The sequence below is a fragment of the Microbacterium psychrotolerans genome (assembly GCF_031085295.1).
GTDB lineage: Bacteria > Actinomycetota > Actinomycetes > Actinomycetales > Microbacteriaceae > Microbacterium > Microbacterium psychrotolerans.
The window spans coordinates 52,212-76,058 of sequence record NZ_JAVFWO010000004.1 but is presented as its reverse complement, the minus strand read 5'-3'; the positions used below and the strand labels follow the sequence as shown (position 1 = coordinate 76,058).

The window sequence follows — 23,847 nt, the reverse complement described above, 5'->3', positions numbered from 1 at the left end:
CGTCTTAGTAATACGTAGTAAAGACTTGCGAGGAAGCAATGCTCAGAATCGGGATCATCGGCACCGGCAGTATCGCGAGCGCCCACATCAGTGGGTATCTGGCGTTCCCCGGGCAATGCGAGATCGTCGCGCTCGCCGATGTCATGCCGGGCAAGGCCGCCGCGAAAGCGGAGGTGTTCGGACTGACGGGCGCGGTCGGCTACGACGACCCGCTGCGCATGATCGCGGAGGCGCGACTCGACCTCGTGAGCATCGCGACGCCGCCCTCGTCGCACGCGAAGCTCTCGATCGCCGCATTGGACGGCGGCGCGAACGTCCTCGTGGAGAAGCCGATGGCCCCCTCCCTCGAGGAGTGCGATGCGATGCTCGCGGCGCAGGAGCGTTCGGGGAGGATCCTCTCGGTCGTCGCGCAGAACCGCTTCCGCGACGACCTCGCCACTCTCAAGAGCGTCGTCGATTCCGGGCTTCTCGGCTCGATCTCGCATGTGCGCGTGGATTCCGCCTGGTGGCGGGGTCTGCCGTACTACGACCTGTGGTGGCGCGGCACGTGGGAGAAGGAGGGCGGAGGCAGCACGCTCAACCACGCCATCCACCACATCGACCTGCTTCTGTGGCTACTGGGCCGGCCGACAGAGATCACCGCGATGCTCGCGAACGCACAGCACGACAACAGCGAAGTCGAGGATCTCTCCGTTGCGGTGTTCCGGTACGGGCGGGGCCTCGCGCAGCTGACGAGCTCGGTCGTGCATCACGGCGAAGAGCAGGAGATCGTCATCCAGGGCGAGAACGCACGCGTCTCGCAGCCCTGGAAGGTGGTGGCCGAGCGAGCCGACGGCGGAGGGTTCCCCGCGAAGGGCGGCGACCCTGAGCTCGTCGCTGCCATCGAGGCCATCGCCTCGCGTCGTGAGCCGCTGCGCCACCGCGGACACGAGGGGCAGATCGGCGACCTGCTGTCCGCCGTCCGCGACGGCCGCGCCCCCATCGCGGACGGCCGGGATGGCCGCAACGCGATCGAGGTCGTCACGGCGATCTACAAGGCGGGAATCGAGCGCACGTTCGTGTCGCTGCCTCTGAAGGCGGACGACCCGTACTACCGGGCCGGCCAGCTCGTCGCGCATGCCCCGCGCTTCTCCGAGAAGCAGACCTCCCTGGTCGAGGCGGCCTCGTCATGAGTGCCTCGTCATTCCCCGGCGGCACCTCGCTGTCGCACCTCGGCATCTACGCGGATGCCGCCCCCGACGGCGTGTGCGGTGGAAGCCCCCACATGCACCTCGTCTCGACCGAGGCGTACGTCGTCGTCGAGGGTCGCGGCGCGCTGCAGACGATCGACCGTGAGGGGTTCCGCGAGACCGAACTCGAAGCGGGATCGGTCGTGTGGTTCACGCCCGGCACGATCCACCGCGCCGTGAACCGCGGGGGTTTGAAGGTGATCGTCCTGATGAGCAACGCAGGGCTGCCCGAGGCCGGCGACGCTGTCATGACCTTCCCCGCCGACATCGTCGCCGACCCCGACGCGTACGCCGCGGCCGCGTCCCTGGGCGAGGCGGACGGCCGTGAGGAGCGTGTGTCACGACGACGCGATCTCGCGGTGGCCGGCTTCGAGGCGCTGCGGGACGCCGTCATCGCCGGGGATCGCGGACCTCTCGCGGACTTCCACGCCGCGGCCGGCGCACTCGTCCTTCGCAGCGCCGGCGCGTGGGGCCGGCTCGTGCGGGAGCGCCCGCTCGCCCAAGCCGAGCGGTCGCTGGCGCTCACCGAGGCGATCGCGCAGGGCGATGTCGCGCACCTGGGCGAGGCGCGGGTACACGAGGCGCCTGCCCAGGCCGCCGACCGCGGATACGGCATGTGCGGCCGCATCCGCGCCTACGACGTCACTGATCTTCAGGAGAATCACCGATGAACCACCCGTACACGTTCGATCCCCTCCCGCAGCCGGTCGTCGCCCCTGGCGAGTTCGTCTTCGCGGCCGTCGGCCTCGACCATGGGCACATCTTCGGCATGGCCGACGGCCTCATCGCCGCCGGTGCGGTGGTGAAGTGGGTCTTCGATGAAGACGCCGATCGGGTCGCGACGTTCACGCAGCGGTACCCCACCGCCCGCGTCGCAACGTCAGAGCAAGAGGTGCTCGATGATCCCGAGGTGCACCTCATCGCGACAGCGGCCATCGCATCGGAGCGTGCGCCGATCGGGCTGCGCGCGATCGAGGCCGGCAAGGACGCATTCGTCGACAAGGCGCCGCTGACCACCTTCGCCCAGCTCGAGGCCGTCCGTGAGGCCACTGCGCGCACCGGTCGCAAGTATGCGGTGTACTACGGCGAGCGCGTGCACTCCGAGGCTGCGATCCTCGCCGGCCAGCTCATCGAGCAGGGCGCGATCGGCACGGTGCTGCAGGTCGTGTGCTTCGGCCCGCACCGCATCGGCGGGGGACGGCCGGACTGGTTCTACGATCCCGAGCAGTACGGCGGCATCCTCTGCGACATCGGCAGCCACAACTTCGAGCAGATGCTCTTCTACACCGGGGCCACCGACGGCCGGGTCTCGACCTCGACGGTCGCGAACTACGCGCACTCCGAGACACCGGGACTGCAGGACTTCGGCGACGCGCACGTCGTGCTCGACAACGGCACGACCGGCTACGTCCGCGTCGACTGGTTCACCCCCGACGGTCTGGGCGTGTTCGGCGACGGACGCACCCTCCTGCTGGGGACCGACGGCTACATCGAGCTGCGCAAGTACATCGACATCACGACCGACAACGGCGGCGGCCAGGTCATCCTCGTCAACCAGGAAGGCCAGTACCGCTTCAATGCGAACGGCATGACCGGCTTCCCGTACTTCGGGCAGCTCATCCGAGACTGCATCGACCGCACCGAGACCGCCATGACCCAGGCCCATGCCCTGAAGGCCGCGGAGCTCAGCCTTCAGGCGCAGGGCGAAGCGCTGGTGCTCGCTCCGTAGCACGCATCTGAACCACGACGATGTGGAGTTCTCATGACACAGTCCCTTGAATCACCCCTGTCACTGGTGGGCGATCCGCCGCCGGCCAACGAGACGCGGGTCATCACGACGGCACGGACGAAGCGGCGGCTCTTCCGAGGCGAGCCGACCCCTCGCGCCAAGCAGTCGTGGCGTCGAGCACTCGCTCGCGACTGGCGGCTCTACACCTTCCTCATCGCACCGCTGATCTTCCTGCTGGTGTTCAAGTACGTCCCGATGCTGGGCAACATCATCGCCTTCCGCAGATTCCGCCCTGGAGGCTCGATCTTCGGAGACGAATGGGTGGGGTTCTACTACTTCGAGACGTTCATCTCGAACCAGCAGTTCTGGACGGTGTTCTGGAACACCGTGATCCTCGGAGCGCTCACCCTGCTGATCACGTTCCCGCTGCCGATCATCCTGGCTCTCATGCTCAACGAGCTGCGGTCGCGGCGGTTCAAGCGCATCGCGCAGACGATCTCCTACTTGCCGCACTTCATGTCGGTCGTCATCGTCGCGGGGCTCGTGCTCCAGCTCACGGCACTCAACGGCACCGTCAACCAAGTGGTCGAGGCCATGGGTGCCGACCCCGTGCCGTTCATGCAGCGGCCGGAGTGGTTCCGTGCGATCTATGTGTCCTCCGAGGTGTGGCAGACCGTCGGCTGGGGCACGATCCTCTACCTCGCGGCCCTCACGACGATCGACGACCAGCTCTACGAGGCGGCGCGGATCGACGGCGCCAACCGGTGGCAGCAGACGTGGCACATCACGCTGCCCGGCATCCAGCCGACGATGATGGTGCTCCTCATCCTGAACATCGGCACGTTCATGTCCGTCGGATTCGAGAAGGTGCTGCTGCTGCAGAATCCGCTCATCTACTCCACGGCAGACGTCATCGCCACCTATCTGTACCGCGTCGGCATCCAGTCGGCCCAGTTCTCCTACGGCACGGCCATCGGGCTCTTCGAAGCCCTCATCGGCCTCGTGCTCGTGCTCGGCGCGAACGCCCTCTCCCGTCGAATGGTTGGAACCTCGCTATGGTGACCGAATCCCTGCCCCAGAAGCCGGACATCGCCCACGTCCGCAGAGAGACCGGGGTCATCCGGGAGTCGCGCGGGACTCGGGTGTTCCGCGCCGTCAACGTGATCTGCCTGCTGCTGGTCTGCGCCGTCACGCTGTACCCGTTCGTCAACCTGGTCGCGAAGGCGTTCTCTTCCGAGGGCTACATCGCCGCCGGCGAGGTCAATCTCATCCCGCGCGGGTTCAACCTCGACACCTTCCGCGTCGTGCTGAGCGATCAGCTGTTCTGGACGAACTACGCGAACACGTTCCTCTACACCGTCGTCGGAACGATCATCGCGATGGCGTTGACGACGACATATGCGTATGCGCTCAGCAAGCCGTATCTCAAGGGACGCACGTTCTTCGTCGGCGTCGCGGTCTTCACGATGTTCTTCGGTGGCGGCCTCATTCCGAACTACATCCTCATCGCCAACTACCTCGGCTGGCGCAACAGCATCTGGGCCATCGTCGTGCCGGGTGCCCTCAGCGTCTTCAATCTTCTCGTCATGAAGTCGTTCTTCGAGAACTTCCCCGCCGATCTCGAGGAAGCGGCAGCCATCGACGGGCTGTCGACGTACGGCATCTTCTTCCGCATCGTTCTGCCCCTGTCCAAAGCGGTCATCGCGACGATGACCCTCTTCTACGCGGTGAGCCTCTGGAACTCGTGGTTCAGCGCGTTCCTCTTCATGGACGACAAGAGCCAGTTCCCTGTGACGGTCTACTTGCGCAACCTCATCGCTGCGGCGACGGGAACGCAGGAGGCCACTGGTGGCGAGGCCGTCCAGATCGCGTCCAACATCCAGGCCGTGACGATGCTGCTCACGGTGCTTCCGATCATCTGCCTCTACCCCTTCATCCAGCGCTACTTCGTCTCGGGCGTGATGCTCGGGTCCGTCAAGGGCTGAGATGCACCCCTCTCGAATCCATCCCCGCCGAACGACGACGTTCAAGAACAGGAGACAATCATGACCATCACCCGCAAGGTGCTCGCGGGCTTCGCAGGCCTCGCCGTATGCGCGGTCGCGCTCGCCGCGTGCTCGAACAGCCCCACCGATGAGGCCGTCGCGAACGACGACGGAGTGACCATCGACGAGGCCCACTCCGTCGGAGCCATGGAGGACTTCGGCGTCGACGTCACCTTCAAGGCGACCGAGCCCGTCGATTTCTCGATCATGTACCGCGACCATCCGAACTACCCGGTCAAGGACGACTGGTCGGTCTTCCAGCACCTCGCGGAGGACCAGAACGTCACCTTCTCCCGCACCGACATCCCGATGGCCGACTTCGACCAGAAGAAGGCCCTGCTCATCGGCAGCGGCGAGGCGACGGACATCATCTCGTCGAGCTATGCCGGGAGCGAGACCCAGTTCGTGTCGGGTGGCGCCCTGCTGCCCGTGTCGGACTACTTCGACTACCTCCCGAACTTCATGCAGAAGATCGAGGACTGGGGTCTCGAGGAGGACCTCGACAACCGCCGCCAGGCGGACGGGAAGATCTACCACCTTCCGGGCCTGCGCGAGGCGCCGGACGTCCAGTACTCCGTCGTGATCCGCGAGGACCTATGGGAGAAAGCCGGGATCACCGAGGACCCCGCCACCTGGGACGAGTATCAGGACCAGCTGGTGAAGGTCAAGGAGGCCAATCCCGAGATCGACTACGCGATGTCGGACCGCTGGACGGACTCGCAGACACTGGGCTCGCTTCTGAACGTCATGGCGCCGAACTACGGCACCGCTGCCGGATGGGGGTATGCGAACACCTGGTATGACGACGAGGCCGGGGAGTACGTCTTCACGGGAGCGACCGACGAGTACAAGGAGGTCGTGTCCTACGCCGCGGACCTGGTGGCGGCCGGGGTGCTCGACCCCGAGATCACGCAGAGCGACGACCAGGCGGTCCAGAAGTTCGTCTCCGGCCGATCGGCCGCCATCTCGGGGAACACCCAGGCACTCGCCGAATATCGGGCGAAGCTGGCGGATGCGGGCCGAGGGGACGTCCCCATCCGCCTGATCTCGGTGCCCGGTGGACCTGCTGGTTCGAATATGGCGAGCGGACGGTTCACGTCGGGGCTGCTGATCGGCAGCGAGGCAGCGGACAAGCCGTACTTCAAGGCGCTCCTGCAGTTCATCGACTGGCTCTACTACTCCGACGAAGGGCTGGAGTTCGCCCAGTGGGGCGTCGAAGGCGAGACCTTCACCCGCGAGGCGGACGGCACGCGGAAGCTCAACGACGACATCGCCTGGAGCTCGATCAACGCGGGGGCGCCGAAGCTGCTGAATGCGGACTTCGGCTACAGCAACGGCGTCTTCCTGCTCGCCAACGGGTCCTCCCGGGACCTCGTGCTCTCGATGATGACCGATGAGATCGCGGCATGGACCGAGGAGCAGCTCGACGCGAAGGAGCAGCTGCCGACGGCGCCCGCTCCGCTTCTGAACGAGATCGAACTCGAGCAGACGTCGCTCCTCCAGACGCAGCTGTCGGACGCCGTGCAATCCGCGACCGCGTCGTTCATCACCGGTCAGCGATCGATCGAGGACGACTGGGACGCGTACGTCAGCGAGATGGAGAGTCTCGGCGCGAGCCAGCTCATCGACACGATCAACACCGCCCTCGAGCGGGCCCGGAGCGAGTCCGGCGAGTGAGGCCCGGTGGGCCGGCAGCCTTCCGCCGCCGGCCCACCGTCCCCTTCCGAAGGAGAAGGAACATGAGTGTCGACCATCGCCCGCATCGGGCCCACATGGCGGACGAGATCGGCCGCGGGCCGCTCTCCCGCGGGGCGGCCGTGGTGTATCGGATGCTGGTCCTCGAGGTCCAGCTCGTGCTCGCGACGCTTCCTACGATCGGCGCGGTCCTGCTGCTCGACCGCGACGCGTCGAACCTGCCCCTGTTCGTCCTCGCGCTGCTGCCGGTCGCTCCGGCACTCGTCGCGGGGGTGTCGGCGATTCGCGCGGGGGCCCGCGCCCACGACCTGGCGCCGGGCAGGTACTTCTTCCGCGCCTATCGTCGAGACCTCGGTGCGACGCTCGTCTGGGCTGTCCCCGTGAGCCTCGTCCTCGCAATGCTCACGTTCAATCTCATTCATCTCGACGGGGTCGACGGCGGATCGGTGATCCGCCCCTTCTTGCTGCTGCTGGCCTCGCTCGTCATCGTATGGGCCGGCCACATGCTCGTCCTGACTGCGGGGTTCCGTTTTCGCACCCGCGATGCCGCGCGCATCGCACTGTCGCAGATCGTCCCTCGGTGGGGCTACTCGCTGGGCGTCCTGTCACTCGTCCTCGTCGCCGCATTCGTCGTGCTCATCGCATCCGAGGTGGTCCTGCTGCTCTTGCTCTGGGCGTTCGTCGGTCTTCTCGCACTGATGGCGCGTCCCGTCTTCCACCACGTCATGACGAGGTTCACGGACGATGCCTGACCTGCGACCGCGACCGCTCTCGCATCTCGTCACCCGTGCGCTCGAGCGGCACGACCTGGTCGGCCCGTACGCCGACGTCCCCGGCCTCGAGCTCGCCACGCGCATCGCGGCAGACGGACAGGCCGTCGACTTCCTGCTCCACCACGGTCCGCGGGACGCGACGATCCGCCTTCACTCCGATGGCACGGACCTGCTCACGGGTCGTGAGCTGGATGCCGGTGACGTCATCGTCCTGCATCCGACCGACGTCATCGTGATCCGCCGCATGCAGCCGTCGCGGGGGTGAACCAGCACACGCCGAAAGGCGAGCGCACGCCGGGATCAGTGCCCGATCCGCCGGAACGGCGCCACCGTCGCCCGTACCGCGTCCGCTGCGCCCCACTCGTCGTCGAACTGGGCGATGACGGCGAGGTGCTGCCGCAACTGGAGGATCGGCATGCGCACGCGCCAGTCTCGATCGAGGGAGGTCAGCTCCGCGTAGCGGTCGAAGAACACCCCTGCCTCGGCAGGTGGCGCGGTCGTCCACAGATGCGCGAGATCCACCTCCGCCCACATGTACGAGACAGCGGGGTCGATCAGCGCGGGCTGTCCGTCCGCCGAGCTCAGCACGTTCTGCGCCCACAGGTCGCCGTGCGTCAGACAGGCGGGCTTGTCGGGGAGCAACTCGGGAAGTCGTGCGCACAGGTTCTCCAGCGCAGACCGGTCCGCGGGGGAGAGCGCCGCCTCCACGCGGGGTTCGTCGAGCCACCGCAGCAGCCGGTGCTGAGCGAAGAACTCGAATCCGTCGTGCTCCCAGGTGTTGACCTGCCGACGGCGACCCAGCCAGTTGTCGCGGTGCCAGCCGAACCTCGGGTGCGAGGTGGTGGTGTGCAAGCGGGCCAGCGCGTGCGCGAGCTGCTCCCAGAAGGCTTCGGAGGCGGCCCTGGGTCTCAACACGGAGAGGACGAGCAGGTCGCTCCCCGCCAGTAACACCTGGGGGGTCACGACGCCGCCGAGCGCTCGCAGAGCGTCGAGACCCTCGGCCTCGGTGACGAAGGCATCGCCCGACGGCGCGGCGAACGCCTTGACGAAGATCGATCCACCGTCGGCGAGCCGCGCGATCCCCGCGGTCGCAGCGAGCCCACCGGTCACGGGCTGGATCGAGACGACGTCGGTGATACCGGCCGAGCGCAGCCGCTCCCTCAGCAAGGCGATCGCATCGAGCATCGACGGCTCCTCGACTTTCTGGCCCGCACGTGCCGGTGCTCGCCGAGTCCGGATTCAACCACGGAACGCGAACGCATCCGGCGCACCGCGCGGGAGAGCCGCGAGTACTCCGGCGATACGACGTCGGCGTCGCTCGCGATCCCTTGGCATACAGTAGGCACCCTCAGCACGCCGTTGAAAGGTGCCCTGTATGGCGACAGATGTTCCGCTCGGCCTCGCAGACCAGTCGCTTTCCGTGAAGATCTACGAAGAGCTGCGGGAGCGCATCATCGAGGGCACCCTCGCCGCGGGCGAGCGCATCAGGGAGCGGGAGCTCGCGGCCGAGTTCAACGTCTCACGCATCCCGATCCGCGAGGCGATGCCGCGTCTCGAGGCGGAGGGCTTCATCAAGACCCTGCCGCGCCGGGGGGCGGTGGTGACCGAGATGACGCTCAACGACGTCGAGGAGCTGTTCGTGGTGCGCTCGAGCCTCGAGGTGCTCGCCGCCAAGCTCGCCGCACAGGCGTGCGCGGGCGGTGCGTCGTCGGACGAGCTCTTCGCGCGACTGGCGAGAGCAGAGACCGCACTGGACGCCGGCGACGACCGGGACATCGCCGGCGCCAATTCCGCGCTGCACGAGGAGATCCTCGACCTGTCGGGCAACACGCTCCTCATCGGACTGATGGGGCCGATCAACGGTCGCGTCCGCCGGCTCTTCCGACTGGAGGCCGAGCGTGACCAGCGCGTGCTCTGCGCGGAGCATCGAGAGCTCTGCCACGCGATCGCGGACGGCAACGTCGAATGGGCGGGAGCGCTCGCCTACGCGCACGTCGAGCACAGCAGGGTCGACTCGCTGCGGCTCATGAGACAGCGTCTCGAGCACTGACGACGGCGCTTGGCCTACCAAGCGGATCGAAACATGCAGTTTACGTAGCGCCTGATCGAGCGAAACACGGGAATGGAATCTTGTATACCAAGTTCCTCCTCTTCCCGAAGGGTCCTCGGTGCCACGTTCGCTCCTCCTCCTCGACGGCTCGCTGCCGGACGGCTCACGCGCCGACCTGACGATCACCGACGGGTGCATCACATCGGTGTCGCCGGCGACCGCGGTGACGTTCGACGCACCCGGGGTGTCGTCGCCGCGATTCGCCGTCGCGCTGCAGGAGGGGACCGCGAGCGCACTCGCCGCCATCGACCTCGAGGGACGCCTCGTGCTGCCGGCGCTCGTGAACGGCCACGCCCACCTCGACAAGACGTTCGCGGGCTCGCCGTGGCAGCCGCACCGCCCGGGTGCCACCGTCCGGGAGCGGGTGGTCGCCGAGCGTGCCATCCGTGACGAGCTCACCGCCACGGTCACCGAGCGGGCGGCTGCGCTCGCCACCGCCATGATCGGGTTCGGCACGGGCACCGTCCGTACGCACGTCGACATCGACACCGCGGTGGGGCTGTCGTCGCTCGACGCGCTCCTCGAGCTGCGTGACGAGCTGCGCGACGTGCTGCGCGTTCAGATCGTCGCGTTCCCGCAGAGCGGCATCCTCGCGTCGCCCGGCGTGGGGCGCCTGCTCGCCGAGGCCCTCGCCGCCGGCGCCGACGTCATCGGCGGGCTCGACCCGGCCGGCTTCGACGACGACGCGGAACGCCACCTCGGGATCGTGTTCGCGCTCGCCGCCGACCACGGCGTCGGTGTCGACATCCATCTGCACGATCTGGGCGAGATCGCCGTCCGCCAGTACGCGCTCATCGCGGCGAAGACGCGCGAGATCGGGCTGCACGGGCGTGTCACCGTCAGCCACGCGTACGGGCTGGGCTCGATCTCGGCCGAGGCGGCACGCCGCGTCGGAGCCGAGTTCGCCGACGCCGGCGTCGCCATCATGACCAACGGCCCGGCGGGTCCCATGCCTCCCGTTCTCGCTCTGCGCGAGGAAGGCGCCGTCGTCTTCTCGGGCTCCGACAACATCCGAGACGCGTGGTGGCCGTTCGGCGACGGCGACATGCTCGCGGTGGCCCGCCAGGTCGCCTACCAGTCGAACTTCCGCACCGACGACGAGCTGGCCGTCGCCCTCGACATGGTCACCGGTGCCGCCGCCCAGGCGCTGGGTGTCGGTCCGTACGGCGTGGCGCCCGGCGCCCCTGCCGACCTCCTCGTGGTCGACAGCCTCTCGCCGGCGGCCACCGTCGCCGCGAACCCGAGCGACCGTCTCGTGCTGCACGGCGGCCGCGTCGTCGCCGCCCAGACCTCCGCCTCCCACAGACTCGCGCCCCGCACCCTCGGCGCGTTGGCCACCCGGCCGTGATCCACCCGTTCCTGCAGCACCCGACCCCGAACCCGGAGTGAACATGAGAACCACCAGGACCCGCCTCGCCACCGCCCTCATCGCCGCGCTCGCCGTCGGTGCGCTCACCACCGCCTGCGCCGGCGGCTCGGCCACTGCGCCGACCACGGCCGCTCGCGACGAGACGGTCATCATCGGCACCGGCGCGACGCCACAGACGCTCGACCCGGTGCTCGCCTCGGACGTGCAGACGGACTTCACCGTCGGCGGCGCCTACGACAAGCTCATCGACTACGACGAGGACGGCGCGATCGTGCCCATGCTCGCGACCGAATGGGCCTACAACGCGGACGCCACCGCCGTCACCCTCACCCTCCGCGACGACGCCACCTTCCACAGCGGAAACCCGGTCACCGCGGCCGACGTCGTGTACACGCTCGACCGCATCAAGGCGCTCGGCGTGGGCGTCGCCTCGTTCCTCTCGTCGTACGCCTCCAGCACCGCCGTCGACGACACCACCGTGGAGATCGCGCTGTCGGGCACCAACACGACGTTCGTCGGCGCCCTCAGCAAGGTCTACGTCCTGGACTCGGCACTCGTGTCGGAGCACGAGGGCGACGACCACGCGCAGGCCTGGCTCGCGACGAACGACGCCGGCTCCGGGCCGTACGTCATCACCGACTACACCGCCAACCAGCAGGCGACACTGGAGCGCTACGAGGACTCCTGGCGCTTCGACGAGGCGCGACCCGCGAGCCTCGTCTACCGCTACATCACCGAAAGCTCGACCCTGCGCGACGAGCTGAAGTCGGGCGGGGTGGATGTCGCCACCGGCATCGTCGGCACCGACCTCGACGCGCTCGCCTCGACCGATGGCCTGGAAGCGCTGCAGCTGCCGAGCCCGCTCCAGCTGTTCGTCATGATGAACACGCAGGAGGGCATCACCGCCGACCCGCGCGTCCGCGAGGCGATCAAGCTCGCCTACGACTACGAGGGGCACATCGCCTCGATCCTGAGCGGTCGAGGGTCGGTCGCCTCGGGCCTGGTGGCTCCGACGGTGGCCTGCCGCGTCGACGCCGGACCGACGGAACAGGATGTGGACGAGGCGAAGGCACTGCTCGACGAGGCGGGCGCTGTCGGCGCGACCGTCACGATGGCCTACCAGGCGCAGATCCCCGAGCACCAGAAGGCCGCCACGCTCCTGCAGTCGAACCTCAAGGACATCGGCCTGACGCTGGAGCTGCAGACCGTGACCTACCCCGAGTACGTCGCGATGATCGAGTCTCCCGAGACGACGCCGGACCTCGGCCTGCTCTGGGACTTCCCGTACTACCCCGAGATCGGACCGATGCTCTTCCGGGTCTACGACTCGCAGTTCATCGGCCAGACGAACTACGCGCTCTACTCCAACCCCGAGGTGGACGCGCTGCTCGAGGAGGGCATCTCGACCGTCGACCCCGACGCCGCCTGCGACCTTTTCACACAGGCGCAGGAGCAGATCCTCGCCGACGACGTCAGCGTCAACGTGTCGAACCCGGTGACCACGATCATGCTCCGCGACGGCGTGGGCGGCATCAGCTACTCGCCGACGTACCAGCTGTTCGACCCGACGATGCTCGTCGTCACCGAGTGACGCCGCGGTGGCCCCGCCGCACGGCGGGGCCACCGTCCACCCCGACCGAACCGAAACGAGGAGGCCCGAATGGCGACCTATATCGCCAAGCGGCTGGGACTCGCGCTCCTGAGCGTGTGGGGCATCATCACGATCGTCTTCTTCATGACGAAGCTGATCCCCGGCGACGCGGCGCGCGTCGCCGCAGGACGCACCGCCACCGCCGACCAGATCGCGCAGGCCCGCGAACGCCTGGGCCTCGATCTGCCGGTGATCGAGCAGTACGTGGTGTTCCTCGGCCGCGCGCTGCGCGGCGACCTGGGCCAGTCCGCGTCGACACACCAGAGCGTGGTGAGCGACCTGTCCGGGACCGTCCCCACGACGCTGCAGCTGGTCGTGGTCACCATGATCCTGACCGTGATCGTCGCGGTACCGCTCGGGGCGCTCTCGGCCGCGCTCCGCGACCGCGCCCCGGATGTGTCGGCGCGCATCCTGTTCGTCCTCGCGGGCGGCGTGCCCGTGTTCTGGCTCGCCATCCTCTTCCAGTGGGGGTTCGCATCCACACTGGGGTGGCTCCCCATCTCGGGAGCCAACTCCTTCAGCATGGCGCCGCCGCCGGTCACCGGCTTCACGCTCGTCGACTCGCTGCTCGCCGGCAGCCCGCCGATGTTCGCCGACTCGCTGTCGCATCTGATCCTCCCGGCTCTGGCTTTGAGCGCGCCGTTCATGTCCACCATCGCCCGCAACGTGCGGTCGAACATGATCGGCGCCCTCGACTCGGACTACGTCTCGTTCGCCGTCTCGAAGGGTGCGGGGCCTGCGCGCGTGGTGCTGCACCACGGACTGCGGTCGACCATGGGGTCGACGCTGACCCTGCTCGGCATGCAGTTCGGCTGGATGATGGGCGCCGCCCTGCTCGTCGAGAGCGTGTTCGCCCTGCCCGGCATCGGGACCTACCTCAATCAGGCCGTCCTCAACCAGGACACCTTCGCCGTCCTGGGCTGCGTCCTGGTCATCGGCGTCGTCTTCACCGTCGCGAGCCTCGTCGTCGACGTCGTGCAGATCTGGACAGACCCGCGCGTGCGCGAGTCGCATCTGACGGGAGCCCGCGCATGACGCTGACCACCGATCCGCCGGGACTCGATGAGGAGACCTCCTCGCCCGACGACCCGCGTCCACGCCCGCCACGCACGGCGGAGTGGCTCACACCCGCCGGTCTCGGCGGCGGGATCTCGAAGGGGCTGCGGGGTCTGTTCGGGACGCACGCGGGAGCGCTGGACCGCGTCGCCATCGTCGTCTCGGCGGCGCTCGTGGTCGTCGCGATCATCGGCCCGCTGCTCGCTCCGTACGACCCGTACCTCGCCATCCCGTCCGACGCGCTGCTGCCGCCCAGCGCCGCGCACTGGATGGGGACCGACGACGCGGGGCGCGACGTGCTCTCGCGGCTCCTCGTCGGTGCCGGCATGACGCTGCTCGCGGCGATCGCCGTCGTCGCGCTGTCCACGCTCGTCGGCGTCGTCGTCGCCTGCGCGGCGGTGCTCTCGCCTCGGGGGGTCGACGCCACCATCATGCGGATCTGCGACATGTTCATGGCGCTGCCGTCGATGGTGCTCGCGCTCGGCATCGCCGCCGCTCTCGGCCCGTCGCTCGGCTCGGTCGTTCTCGCCATGGTCATCGCCATGTGGCCCGGCACGACCCGCCTCGTCCGCGGCATCCTGCGGGTGTCGATGAACTCGGCGTACGTCGAGTCGGCGAGGGTGAACGGCATCCGCCGTATCCCGACCCTCGTCCGCCACGTGCTGCCGAACTCGATGGATTCGGTGTACGTCCAGGCGAGCATGGAGATCTCGGGCGCCGTCGTCCTCATGGCGGGTCTCGCCTTCCTCGGCGTGGGCGCACCCCCGCCCAGCGCCGACTGGGGCGCCATGGTCGCCCAGGGCCGCGAGTACATCACCACCGCGTGGTGGGTCACCACGTTCCCGGGACTGGCCATCACCATCGCGGCGATCGCCTTCGGGCTGCTGGGCGATGCCCTCCGCGTCCGTCTCGACCCGAGCCTGCGGAGGAAGCGATGACCGACGCACCCGTCCTGAAGATCACCGATCTCACGGTGCGCGTCCCTGCCGCCACACGCACCGACTCCGGTCACGGCGACCTCACGCTGGTCGACAGGGTCAGCCTGACGATCGCGCGCGGAGAGCGCGTCGCGCTCGTCGGCGAGTCCGGCTCGGGCAAGTCCATGACCGCGAAGGCCGTACTGCGGCTGGATCCCACGGTCGAGCTGTCCGGCTCCGTGCGGGTGGCGGGCCAGGAGGTGGTGGGTGCCCCGGAGCGACGACTGCGTCAGCTGCGCGGATCCACGGTCTCCATGGTGTTCCAGGACCCGATGACGGCCCTCAACCCCGTCCTCACGATCGGCGACCAGGTGGCCGAACCCCTCGTGATCCGAGGCGTCGGCCGCCGGGCGGCGCGACGCCAGGCCGTCGAGATGCTCGATCGGCTGGGTGTGCCCTCCGCGGCCACGCGCCTCGGCGCCTACCCCCACGAGTTCTCCGGAGGGATGCGCCAGCGGGTCGTGATGGCCGCGGCGCTGATCGCCGGACCGCAGCTGCTCATCGCCGACGAGCCGACCACCGCACTGGACGTGCGCGTGCAGGAGCAGGTGCTCGACCTCCTCGAGGAGCAGTCCCGCGAGCTCGGGCTCGCCGTGCTGCTGATCACCCACGACCTGGCGATCGTCGCGGGGCTCGCCCATCGCGTCGCGGTGATGCGTCACGGCCGCATCGTCGAGGACCGCCCGGTCGACGACCTGTTCCGGTCGCCCGAGCACGCCTACACCCGCGGGCTGCTGGCATCCATTCCGAGTGTCGACGCCGATCCGAACGTCAGGCTGCAGACCGTCGAGGACGTCATGCGAGCGGATGCCGCGGCATCCGTCCCACCCGCGCTCGTAAGCGGCGCCATCCTCGAGGAGGCACGGCGATGAACACGCTGACCACCGACGGCGTCGACCTGCGGGTCGAAGATCTCGTCAAGCGCTTCGGGCGGGAATCGCGGGAGTTCACCGCCGTGGATCACGTCTCGTTCAGCCTCGGCGCGGGGGAGACGCTGGGACTGGTGGGCGAATCCGGGTCGGGCAAGTCGACCACCGTCCGCTGTCTGATGGGACTCGAGCGGCCGCAGGCCGGGTCCCTGGTCTACAACGGCCTCAACCTGCGCCGCATGACCTATCGCGCCGAGCGCGTGTTCCGCTCGCAGGTGCAGATGGTGTTCCAGGACCCCTACTCGAGCCTGGATCCCCGCATGACGATCGGGCAGATCGTGTCGGAGCCGCTCCGCGTGCACACCGACCTCGACGCCGCCGGCCGTCGGGCCCGCACCGCCGAGATGCTCGAGCGGGTCGGCCTCGATCCGGCGCACGTCAAACGGTACCCGCGCAGTTTCTCGGGAGGCCAGCGACAGCGCATCGCGATCGCGCGGGCGCTCGTGGTGAGGCCCCGCGTGCTCGTGTGCGACGAGCCCGTCTCGGCGCTCGATGTGTCGGTGCAGGCCCAGGTGCTCAACCTCATCAAGGACATGCAGGCCGAGTTCGGCCTGTCGGTCCTGTTCATCGCGCACGACCTCGCCGTCGTCCGGTACCTGTGCGACCGCCTCGTGATCCTCGAGAAGGGCCGCGTCGTCGAACAGGGGACGCGCGAGCAGGTCTACGAGCGCCCCACCCACCCCTACACGCAGTCGCTGCTGGAGGCCGTGCCACGGGCGGATCCCGCCGCCGAGCGGCAGCGACGCGAGAACCGCCGCCGAGCGGCGGCCGCCCTCGTCCCGCACCTCGACAAGGAGATCGCCGCATGACCCGCGTGGGAACCGACGTCAAGTTCACCGACGGCAGGAGCGGATGGGGCGACCCCCTCCAGACGCTGCGTGCCGTCGCCGCCATGGGGCTCGAAGGCGTCAACGTGCGCACCCTGGATGAGATCGCACCGACCCTCGATCCGGGGTTCCTGCGGGACTTCGCGCAGCTCGCGGACGAGCTCGACCTCTACGTCGAGATGGGGGTCGGCAAGGTCAACCCGTACATGACCGCAGAGCTGCCGCGGGTGCGGGACCTCGGGGACGGGAGCTACCTCGCCGGCATGGAGCGGATGATCCGCACGTGCGCCGAGTTCGGCTGGACCGAGACCTGGACAGCGGTCGGCGGCTACAAGCCCTACCCCGGCATCTTCTTCACCGACCGCTTCCGCACCGACGCCGACTGGGCCGATCAGCTGGCCGCGACCGAGGGATTCCTGCATCGGCTGGCACCGGTGCTCCGCGAGACGGGTGTGCGACTCAACCTCGAGACGCACGAGGAGATCACCACGTTCGAGCTGCTGCGGCTCATCGACGCGGTCGGCGAGGACGTGCTGGGCGTGTGCCTCGATCCCGCCAACCTCGCGGTGCGCGCCGAGGTCCCGCTCGAGGGGATCGCCCGCATCGCGCCCCACGTGCGCACGACCCAGCTCCGCGACGCCGCGCTATGGCGCACCGAGGAGGGGCTGTCGCGCTTCATCGCCCCCTGCGGTGAGGGCGTCATCGACTGGGATGCCGCGCTCGATCTCGTCCTCGCGCAGAACCCGTCGATCAACCTCACGATCGAGCCGATCGGCGTCGTCCGCGCCGAGATGAAGCTGCACGTCGCCGACCCGACGTGGCGGGCGGGGCATCCCGATCTCACCGACGAAGCGCTGCAGAGCCTCGATGCGCTGGCCGTCGCATACGAGGCCCGCGCTGCCGCCGGCGACGCCGAGTCGCTCGCGCAGCTGCGGGCGCTCCGGCCCGACAGCGAGCTGGAGCAGTTCCTGCTGCGCTGCGCCGCCCACCTGCGCGCGACCCTCGCCGGGCGCACGCCCCCCGCCCTGCCCGACGCAGGCCCGTACACCGCCGAGCCCGCCCCCGTGCCGACCCGATGACCGAAGGAGCCCCCATGACCCTCACCCATGCCCCCGCCGCGCTCTCCGAGCTGGGTGCCGCCGTCTCGTGCGAGGTCGTCTATCCGGACCACCCCGACTACGACCTGCTCCGGCGCGTCTGGAACGCCGACATCGACCGGCTTCCCGCCGCCATCGTGCGCTGCCGCGACGCGCGCGACGTGTCGGACGCCCTGCGCTGGTGCGTCGGCAACCAGGTGCCCCTCACCGTGCGCGGCGGAGGCCACAACCTCGCGGGCACCGCGGTCGCCGACGGCGCGGTGCTCATCGACACGGCGCTGCTCGACGGGGTCGCGTTCGACCTCGAGGCGGGCACGGTGACGGTCGGAGCCGGATGCCGGTGGGGCGACGTCGACCGCGCCGCCCAGCCGTACGACCTCGCCGTTCCCGCCGGTGTCGTCTCGCACACGGGCGTCGCCGGACTCACGCTCGGCGGCGGCTTCGGCTACCTCGCGCGGATGCACGGCGCGACCGTCGACCACGTCGTCGAGATCGAGGTGGTCGTCGCGGACGGCCGCATCCTGACCGCGAACGCCGAGGAGAACCCCGACCTGTTCTGGGCGCTCAAGGGCGCCGGTCACAACTTCGGCATCGCGACGCGGTTCACGTTCCGCACCGTGCCGCTCCCGGGCCTCGCGACGGTGCGTCAGGCGCTCTTCCCGGCATCCGACCGCACCGCGATCATGCGGCACTTCCGCGAGTGGGGTCTCGACGCCCCCGGCAACATCGGCACCTACCTGCGGCTGCTCCGTGCCCCCGAGTACTGGTCGCAGATCCCCGCCGAGCACCGCGGACAGCCGATCCTTTCGCTGGCGACCGTGTTCTACGGCGACCCTGCCGACGAGCCGGCGGCCACGGCGGGGATGTTCGCGCTCGGCACGCCGATCTACCAGAGCCTGCGCACGATGCCGCACGTGACGCTGCAGCACGCGACCGACGACGAGTTCCGATACGGCATCTCGCACTACTGGAAGCACCTATTCCTGCAGGACTTATCGGACGCAGCGATCGAGACCGTGATCGAGATGAGCGACGCCTACACGGGCCGCGCCCTCAACTCGAGCGCCCACATCGCCCACCAGGTGATGTGCCCGTTCGAGATCATCGCCGGCCGACGCACGCCGCGGGACTCGTCGAACGACTCGACGGCCGGCGTCGGCGCTCCGTTCGGCGCCAACATCGGAGCGGACTGGGAGTATCCCGGCGAGAAGGCGCCGCTCGTCGCGTGGGCCAAGCGGTTCGACGAGGCGCTGGCGCCGCACAAGGCCGGGACCTACATCAACTTCACCTCGGTCGCCGGCGACGAGGCGGTGGCGCGCGCCGTCTACGGCGCCAAGTACGAGCGTCTCGTGGCGGTCAAGCGCTCGTACGATCCGGCGAACGTCTTCTCGCGCGGCCTGGTCGACCTGAGCCCGACGGCAGGGGAGCTCGGATGATGCGCCGCGTCGGCACCGACACCAGCAAGTTCCCCGGGGCTGCCGAACTCGGCGCCATCGGCACCCTCGAGCAGGTCGCCGCCCTCGGGCTCGAGGGCGCGTTCTTCCGCTCGGCGTTCGCGCTGAGCCCGACGCTCGACGGCGGCGAGCTGTCGGCGGTGACGGATGCCGCCGCCGACCTCGGACTGTACCTCGAGGTCGGCGTCGCCAAGGTCAACCCGTTCGCGACGCCGGAGGCGCCCGAGATCCGCCGCCTGGGCGAAGGGGACTACCTGCTCGGGATGGAGCGGATCATCCGCGCCGTGACCGCGGCGGGCATCACCGAGCTGTGGAGCGCGACCGCGAACTACCAGTTCCGCATCCGCGGCCTGTATGCCTGCGACCGGTTCCGGACGGACGTGGACTGGGTCGATCAGCTCGCCGCCACGGCCAAGGTGCTCGACCGGCTCGCTCCGCTGCTGCGCGAGACCGGCGCGCACCTCAATATCGAGACCCACGAGGAGATCAGCTCGTTCGAGGTGGTGCGCCTGGTCGAGGCGGCGGGACCCGACGCGTTCGGCATCACGTTCGACACCGCGAACGTGCTGGTCCGCGGCGAGGACCCCGTGGCCGCTGCGCGCCGCGTCGCGCCCTACACGCGCTCGACGCACGTGCGCGACGTCGCCCTGCACCGCACCGATGACGGCATCGGCCGCTTCCTCGCCCCCGTGGGCAGGGGCGTCATCGACTGGGAGGCGCTGCTCGGCGAGCTGGACCGGGGAGGTGCGACGGCCAACCTGTCGATCGAGGGCGTCCTCGGCATGAACGCCGAGATGCCGCTGTACGTCGACGACCCGCGCTGGTGGACGGGTCATCCCGATCTCACGGCCGACGAGTTCGCGGTCGTCGAAGGGCTCACCGATCGCTATGAGGAGCGCGCACGGGCGGGCACGGCTCCCGGGCTGGACGGCCTCCGCGCTCGCGTCGACTCCGATGAGGCGCTCGCCTTCATCACCGAGAGCGCGGCGGCCCTGCGCGCCGCTCTCGCCGCCCGCGTCCCGACATCCACCGCGGCCTGAGCCGCATCCGACCGACTCCGAGGAGCGAACATGACCCTGACCATCGTCCCCAACTCCGTCGCCACCGACAGCGACTACTTCCCCACGCTGAGCCTGGCCGAACGCGACCGGCGCTGGGCGAACGTGCGCGCGTTCCTCTCCGAGCAGGGGATCGACGCCCTCGTGATCTTCGGCCAGGGGCGCAACGCCAACGACTCGTACCTGACCAACGAGGAGTCGCACGCGACAGTGCTCTTCACCCCGACCGAGGAGCCCCTCATGCTGGTCGGCGACGTGCCGATCAACCGCTACGACGGCGCGGGCGCGCGCTACGAGCGCTGGACCGACAGCTGGCTGCACGGCAACCCGATCGCCAACCTCACCGCGGTGCTGAAGGAGCGGTCGCTGGATGCCGCCACGATCGGCGTCGTCGGCCTCACCAGCCGCGCCGTCGGGCAGTGGAACGGCGTCATCCCGTTCCGCACGTGGACGAACGTGCTGGGCGCGCTCCCGAAGGTCACCTGGGTGGACGTGGCCGACGCCTTCGAGACGCTCACCCAGTTCAAGAGCGCCGAGGAGCAGGAGATGATCCGCAAGGCGGCCGCCATCGGCGAGGCCGCCTGCGCCGCCTACGTCGAGGCCACCCGGGTCGGCGTGCGAGAGAGCGTCGTGACGGCTGCGGCGATCAACGCCATCGTCGCGGGCGGCGGGTGGATGCGCGCCCCCTTCATCCTCGAGCGAGCCGGCTCGCATCGCTTCGGCTGGGGACAGCCGGAGTGGTTCGGCATGGGCGGCGCCCCGTACGTCCTGGAGGCCGGCGACAGCATCGCCTCCGAGATCTTCGCGTACTACGGCGGGTTCGAGTCGCAGCAGCAGATCGACGTCGTCCTCGGTCAGCCGGACCGCCTGCTGCGGGAGCTCGAGGACGTGTGCCTGGAGTCGTACCACGCCGGCATCGCGGCGCTGCGTCCCGGCATGCGCTTCGCAGAGCTGGCCGAGATCATGGACGAGCCGCTCAAGCGCTCGAAGACGTGGAACACCGGGCCGATGGTGCAGACGGTGTCGGGCGTGCTCTACAACTCCGCGACGCGCATCGACCCGAGCGTCGATCCGGCACTCGCGCACCTGCCCACGCTGCCGTCGGGTGTGGCGCTGGACGGCGACTTCGAGATCGGCGAGGGCGTAGCGTTCGCGTTCGAGCCGAACGCCCTCCGCGACGGCAAGCGCGTCTGCATCGGCGGCACCGTCATGCTGACCAGCCGGGGGATCGAAGAGCTCAACACCATCCCGAACCGTCTCGTGGTGGTCGACGCATGAGCGCCGTCGTCCCTTCGGCCGAGGCGGCCGCGGCCACCGGCGCGCTGCGCGTCGGGCCCGCGATGCTCGCACGCGGTGCGGCGACCGGCCCGCTCGCCGGCACGGTCACCGTCACCAAGGATCTGTTCGACGTCGCCGGCCAGCGCATCGCCGCGGGCAACCCCGACTGGCTCGCCGATGCGGAGGTCGCGACGCGCAACGCGGCAGCGGTGCAGCGCTGGGTCGACGCTGGGGCGAGCGTCGTCGGCATCTCGCACACGGACGAACTCGCCTTCAGCCTGTCGGGTACCAACGTGCACTACGGCACCCCGCGCAACCCGCACGATCCGGACCGCATCCCCGGCGGCTCGTCCAGCGGCTCGGCGGCCGCGGTCGCCGCCGGGCTCGTGGATTACGCCCTGGCGACAGACACCGGCGGCTCGACCCGCGTGCCCGCGTCGTACTGCGGCATCTTCGGCATCCGCACGACGCACGGCCGCGTGCCCACCGCGGGTCTGGTGCCCCTCGTGCCCCGCTTCGACACCGTGGGGGTGCTCGCCGCCACCGGCGAGGACCTGGAGCGTGCGACGCGGGTGCTGCTGGGCTCCGCGCCCACGCCCGACGTCGCACGTGCGGTGCCGCGCATCGTGCTCGCGCGAGACGTGCTTGCTCTCGCCGACCCCGACACGGCCGACGCCGTGGCTGCGGCCGTCGATCGGCTCGCCGAGCAGCTGGGGGCGGAGCGCACCCTCGTCGACCTCGCCGGTCCGGAGACCCTGGGTCGCTGGCGCTCGGCGTTCATGGCGCGTCAGCTCCCCGAGATCTGGCGCACTCACGGCGCATGGGTCACGGCGAGGGAGCCGTCCTTCGGCCCGGGCATCACCGCGCGCATGAACGACGCCCGCAACGCCCCGACCGACGCGATGCACCTCGCCGACGAGGCGCGCGACGAGATCCTCGCGCGACTCGCCGAGATCCTTCCGCAGGGTGCGGTCCTCGCCTTCGCCGCGGCATCCGGTCCAGCGCCGCTCATCGATCTGGATGCCGCGGCGAAGGGGTCGCTCCGTGGCCGGACCATCGCCATGACCTGCATCGCGGGACTAGCGGGACTGCCCGCCGTGTCGCTGCCGCTCGCCGAGGTCGACGGGCTTCCGGTGGGCGTCTGCCTCGTCGGCCGCCCGGGCGACGACGAGCTGCTGCTGGCGGCCGCGCGATCCGCCGATGCGCTGACCCGGGGGCGCGCGTCGAGCGCGGTGCCCGCCGCGACGGCATGAGCGCCGGCGCGCGCACCGGCGCACTCGTGCTGACGCGCGCGTCGGTGCGCGACGCGGACGGCCTCGTCGACATCCTGCTCGAGGACGGTCGCATCACCGGCATCACAGCGGCGGGCGAGGGGATGCTCCCGCCCTCCGCCGAGATCGCGGACGTCGACGGGCGCGTCGTCGCTCCGGCGTTCTCCGAGCCTCACCTCCATCTCGACAAGGCGCTGCTCGGCGGCCCGTCCAGCGGCGGTGCGCTCGATGCCGCGATCGCTTACACCGCCGAGCGCAAGCGCTCCTTCACCCACGCGGATGTCGAGGCGCGGGCCGAGCGCGTGCTGGCGGCCGCGCTGCGGGCGGGCACGACCGCGATCCGGGCGCAGACGGAGGTCGACCCGACCGTCGGCCTGCTCAGCGTGGACGTCATGCACGACCTCGCCGCGCGGCACCGGGACTGGCTCGACCTGCAGATCGCCGTGTTCCCGCAGGAGGGCATCCGCTCCCGTCCCGGCACCCTCGCACTCATGCGCGAGGCGCTGCTGATCCCGGGCACGGTGGTCGGCGGCTGCCCGTACACCGAGGCCGATCTGGCGGATGCGCGGGCGCACGTCGACACCGTGCTCGACCTCGCGGTCGAATTCGGCACCCTCGCCGACCTGCACCTCGACCTCGCGGACGACGCGACCGATGAGCGCTTCGCGCTCGCCGACTACGTGGCCCAGGCGACGGCGGCGCGAGGGCTGTACGGGCGTGTCGCCATCGGCCACGTCACGACACTCGGCGCGCTCGAGCCCGACCGACGCGCACGCACGCTCGATGCACTGGCCGGCGCCGGTGTCGCAGTGGTGGTGCTGCCGGCCACCGACCTCTACCTCGTCGGCCGGAACGATCGGAGATCCGTGCGCCGAGGCGTCGCGCCGATCGGCGAGCTGTGGCGCCATGGCGTACGCACCGCGGTGTCGTCCAACAACATCCGCAACGCCTTCACCCCGACGGGCACGGTCGATCCGCTCGACATGGCCCTCCTGCTGGGACGCGTGACCTTCGCGTCCGATGTGAGGGATTTCGCCGCGCTGCATCGCGCGGTCACGTCGGATGCGGCGCGTGTCATGGGCTCCGCGCGAGCTGAGGGCATCTCCGTCGGTGCTCCTGCGGAACTCGTCGTGCTCGACTCGCAGGACCCGGAGAGTGTCGTCGTCGACCAGCCTGCCCGCCGCCTCGTGGTCGCACGCGGGCGGATCGTGTACTCGTCGACCGTGTCCGAGCGGTTCCATGGCTCGCTCGCCGATCATCTCGGGGCCCTCCCGACTCCACTGACTGCGCCTGCGTGAC

Annotated in this window: 22 protein-coding genes; 21 read left to right on the top strand and 1 reads right to left on the bottom strand. The window is 69.7% G+C overall.

The annotated features are described in order from the left end of the window. Positions 1-38 precede the first annotated feature (38 nt). The 8 genes from Q9R08_RS13445 (at position 39) to Q9R08_RS13410 (ending at position 7,736) form a co-directional block, all read left to right on the top strand. A complete protein-coding gene (locus Q9R08_RS13445) occupies positions 39-1,172 on the top strand; it encodes a Gfo/Idh/MocA family protein (protein WP_308868593.1) in 1,134 nt (377 codons plus the stop codon). Next, entirely contained in the window at positions 1,169-1,900 is a 732-nt protein-coding gene (locus Q9R08_RS13440; protein WP_308868592.1) for a cupin domain-containing protein, read from the top strand. The genes Q9R08_RS13445 and Q9R08_RS13440 overlap by 4 nt, the downstream gene beginning before the upstream one ends. Further along, a complete protein-coding gene (locus Q9R08_RS13435) occupies positions 1,897-2,958 on the top strand; it encodes a Gfo/Idh/MocA family protein (RefSeq protein ID WP_308868590.1) in 1,062 nt (353 codons plus the stop codon). Before Q9R08_RS13440 ends, Q9R08_RS13435 begins: the two co-directional genes overlap by 4 nt. A 33-nt stretch (positions 2,959-2,991) precedes the next feature. After that, positions 2,992-4,020: an ABC transporter permease gene (locus Q9R08_RS13430; protein ID WP_308868589.1), complete on the top strand. Its 1,029-nt coding sequence runs from the start codon at positions 2,992-2,994 to the stop codon at positions 4,018-4,020. Then, positions 4,014-4,943: a carbohydrate ABC transporter permease gene (locus tag Q9R08_RS13425; RefSeq protein WP_308868588.1), complete on the top strand. Its 930-nt coding sequence runs from the start codon at positions 4,014-4,016 to the stop codon at positions 4,941-4,943. The genes Q9R08_RS13430 and Q9R08_RS13425 overlap by 7 nt, the downstream gene beginning before the upstream one ends. 60 nt (positions 4,944-5,003) lie before the next feature. Next, the gene (locus tag Q9R08_RS13420) at positions 5,004-6,680 is read left to right on the top strand and encodes an ABC transporter substrate-binding protein (protein WP_308868587.1); all 1,677 of its coding nucleotides are present in this window, start codon (positions 5,004-5,006) and stop codon (positions 6,678-6,680) included. A gap of 62 nt (positions 6,681-6,742) precedes the next feature. Next, on the top strand, positions 6,743-7,450 hold the full coding sequence (locus Q9R08_RS13415) for a YesL family protein (protein WP_308868586.1): 708 nt from the start codon (positions 6,743-6,745) through the stop codon (positions 7,448-7,450). Beyond that, the gene (locus Q9R08_RS13410) at positions 7,443-7,736 is read left to right on the top strand and encodes a Beta-galactosidase C-terminal domain (RefSeq protein ID WP_308868585.1); all 294 of its coding nucleotides are present in this window, start codon (positions 7,443-7,445) and stop codon (positions 7,734-7,736) included. The genes Q9R08_RS13415 and Q9R08_RS13410 overlap by 8 nt, the downstream gene beginning before the upstream one ends. A gap of 35 nt (positions 7,737-7,771) precedes the next feature. Here the strand turns inward: Q9R08_RS13410 and Q9R08_RS13405 are convergent, their stop codons facing one another. Beyond that, on the bottom strand, positions 7,772-8,656 hold the full coding sequence (locus Q9R08_RS13405) for a fructosamine kinase family protein (RefSeq protein ID WP_308868584.1): 885 nt from the start codon (positions 8,654-8,656) through the stop codon (positions 7,772-7,774). Between the two features lie 190 nt (positions 8,657-8,846). Here Q9R08_RS13405 and Q9R08_RS13400 point away from each other — a divergent pair, with 190 nt between their 5' ends. From Q9R08_RS13400 to Q9R08_RS13340, 13 genes are all read left to right on the top strand, one after another. After that, on the top strand, positions 8,847-9,521 hold the full coding sequence (locus Q9R08_RS13400) for a GntR family transcriptional regulator (protein ID WP_308868583.1): 675 nt from the start codon (positions 8,847-8,849) through the stop codon (positions 9,519-9,521). Between the two features lie 118 nt (positions 9,522-9,639). Beyond that, positions 9,640-10,929, top strand: a complete 1,290-nt coding sequence (locus Q9R08_RS13395; RefSeq protein ID WP_308868582.1) for an amidohydrolase — start codon at positions 9,640-9,642, stop codon at positions 10,927-10,929. A gap of 43 nt (positions 10,930-10,972) precedes the next feature. Then, a complete protein-coding gene (locus tag Q9R08_RS13390; protein ID WP_308868581.1) occupies positions 10,973-12,541 on the top strand; it encodes an ABC transporter substrate-binding protein in 1,569 nt (522 codons plus the stop codon). 69 nt (positions 12,542-12,610) lie between these two features. Then, positions 12,611-13,636: an ABC transporter permease gene (locus Q9R08_RS13385; protein ID WP_308868580.1), complete on the top strand. Its 1,026-nt coding sequence runs from the start codon at positions 12,611-12,613 to the stop codon at positions 13,634-13,636. After that, a complete protein-coding gene (locus Q9R08_RS13380) occupies positions 13,633-14,595 on the top strand; it encodes an ABC transporter permease (RefSeq protein WP_308868579.1) in 963 nt (320 codons plus the stop codon). The genes Q9R08_RS13385 and Q9R08_RS13380 overlap by 4 nt, the downstream gene beginning before the upstream one ends. Next, positions 14,592-15,506: an ABC transporter ATP-binding protein gene (locus Q9R08_RS13375; protein ID WP_308868578.1), complete on the top strand. Its 915-nt coding sequence runs from the start codon at positions 14,592-14,594 to the stop codon at positions 15,504-15,506. The genes Q9R08_RS13380 and Q9R08_RS13375 overlap by 4 nt, the downstream gene beginning before the upstream one ends. After that, positions 15,503-16,372 carry an ATP-binding cassette domain-containing protein gene (locus Q9R08_RS13370; protein WP_308868577.1) on the top strand — a complete coding sequence of 290 codons (870 nt, stop codon included), beginning with the start codon at positions 15,503-15,505 and terminating at the stop codon, positions 16,370-16,372. The genes Q9R08_RS13375 and Q9R08_RS13370 overlap by 4 nt, the downstream gene beginning before the upstream one ends. Further along, positions 16,369-17,469: a sugar phosphate isomerase/epimerase family protein gene (locus tag Q9R08_RS13365; RefSeq protein ID WP_308868576.1), complete on the top strand. Its 1,101-nt coding sequence runs from the start codon at positions 16,369-16,371 to the stop codon at positions 17,467-17,469. Before Q9R08_RS13370 ends, Q9R08_RS13365 begins: the two co-directional genes overlap by 4 nt. A 14-nt stretch (positions 17,470-17,483) precedes the next feature. Continuing rightward, the gene (locus tag Q9R08_RS13360; protein ID WP_308868575.1) at positions 17,484-18,923 is read left to right on the top strand and encodes an FAD-binding oxidoreductase; all 1,440 of its coding nucleotides are present in this window, start codon (positions 17,484-17,486) and stop codon (positions 18,921-18,923) included. After that, positions 18,920-19,981, top strand: coding sequence for a sugar phosphate isomerase/epimerase family protein (locus Q9R08_RS13355; RefSeq protein WP_308868574.1), 1,062 nt, complete (start codon positions 18,920-18,922; stop codon positions 19,979-19,981). Before Q9R08_RS13360 ends, Q9R08_RS13355 begins: the two co-directional genes overlap by 4 nt. A 30-nt stretch (positions 19,982-20,011) precedes the next feature. Continuing rightward, positions 20,012-21,277: a M24 family metallopeptidase gene (locus Q9R08_RS13350; protein WP_308868573.1), complete on the top strand. Its 1,266-nt coding sequence runs from the start codon at positions 20,012-20,014 to the stop codon at positions 21,275-21,277. After that, on the top strand, positions 21,274-22,530 hold the full coding sequence (locus tag Q9R08_RS13345) for an amidase (protein WP_308868572.1): 1,257 nt from the start codon (positions 21,274-21,276) through the stop codon (positions 22,528-22,530). The genes Q9R08_RS13350 and Q9R08_RS13345 overlap by 4 nt, the downstream gene beginning before the upstream one ends. Further along, positions 22,527-23,846, top strand: coding sequence for an amidohydrolase family protein (locus tag Q9R08_RS13340; protein ID WP_308868571.1), 1,320 nt, complete (start codon positions 22,527-22,529; stop codon positions 23,844-23,846). Before Q9R08_RS13345 ends, Q9R08_RS13340 begins: the two co-directional genes overlap by 4 nt. Position 23,847 lies beyond the last annotated feature (1 nt).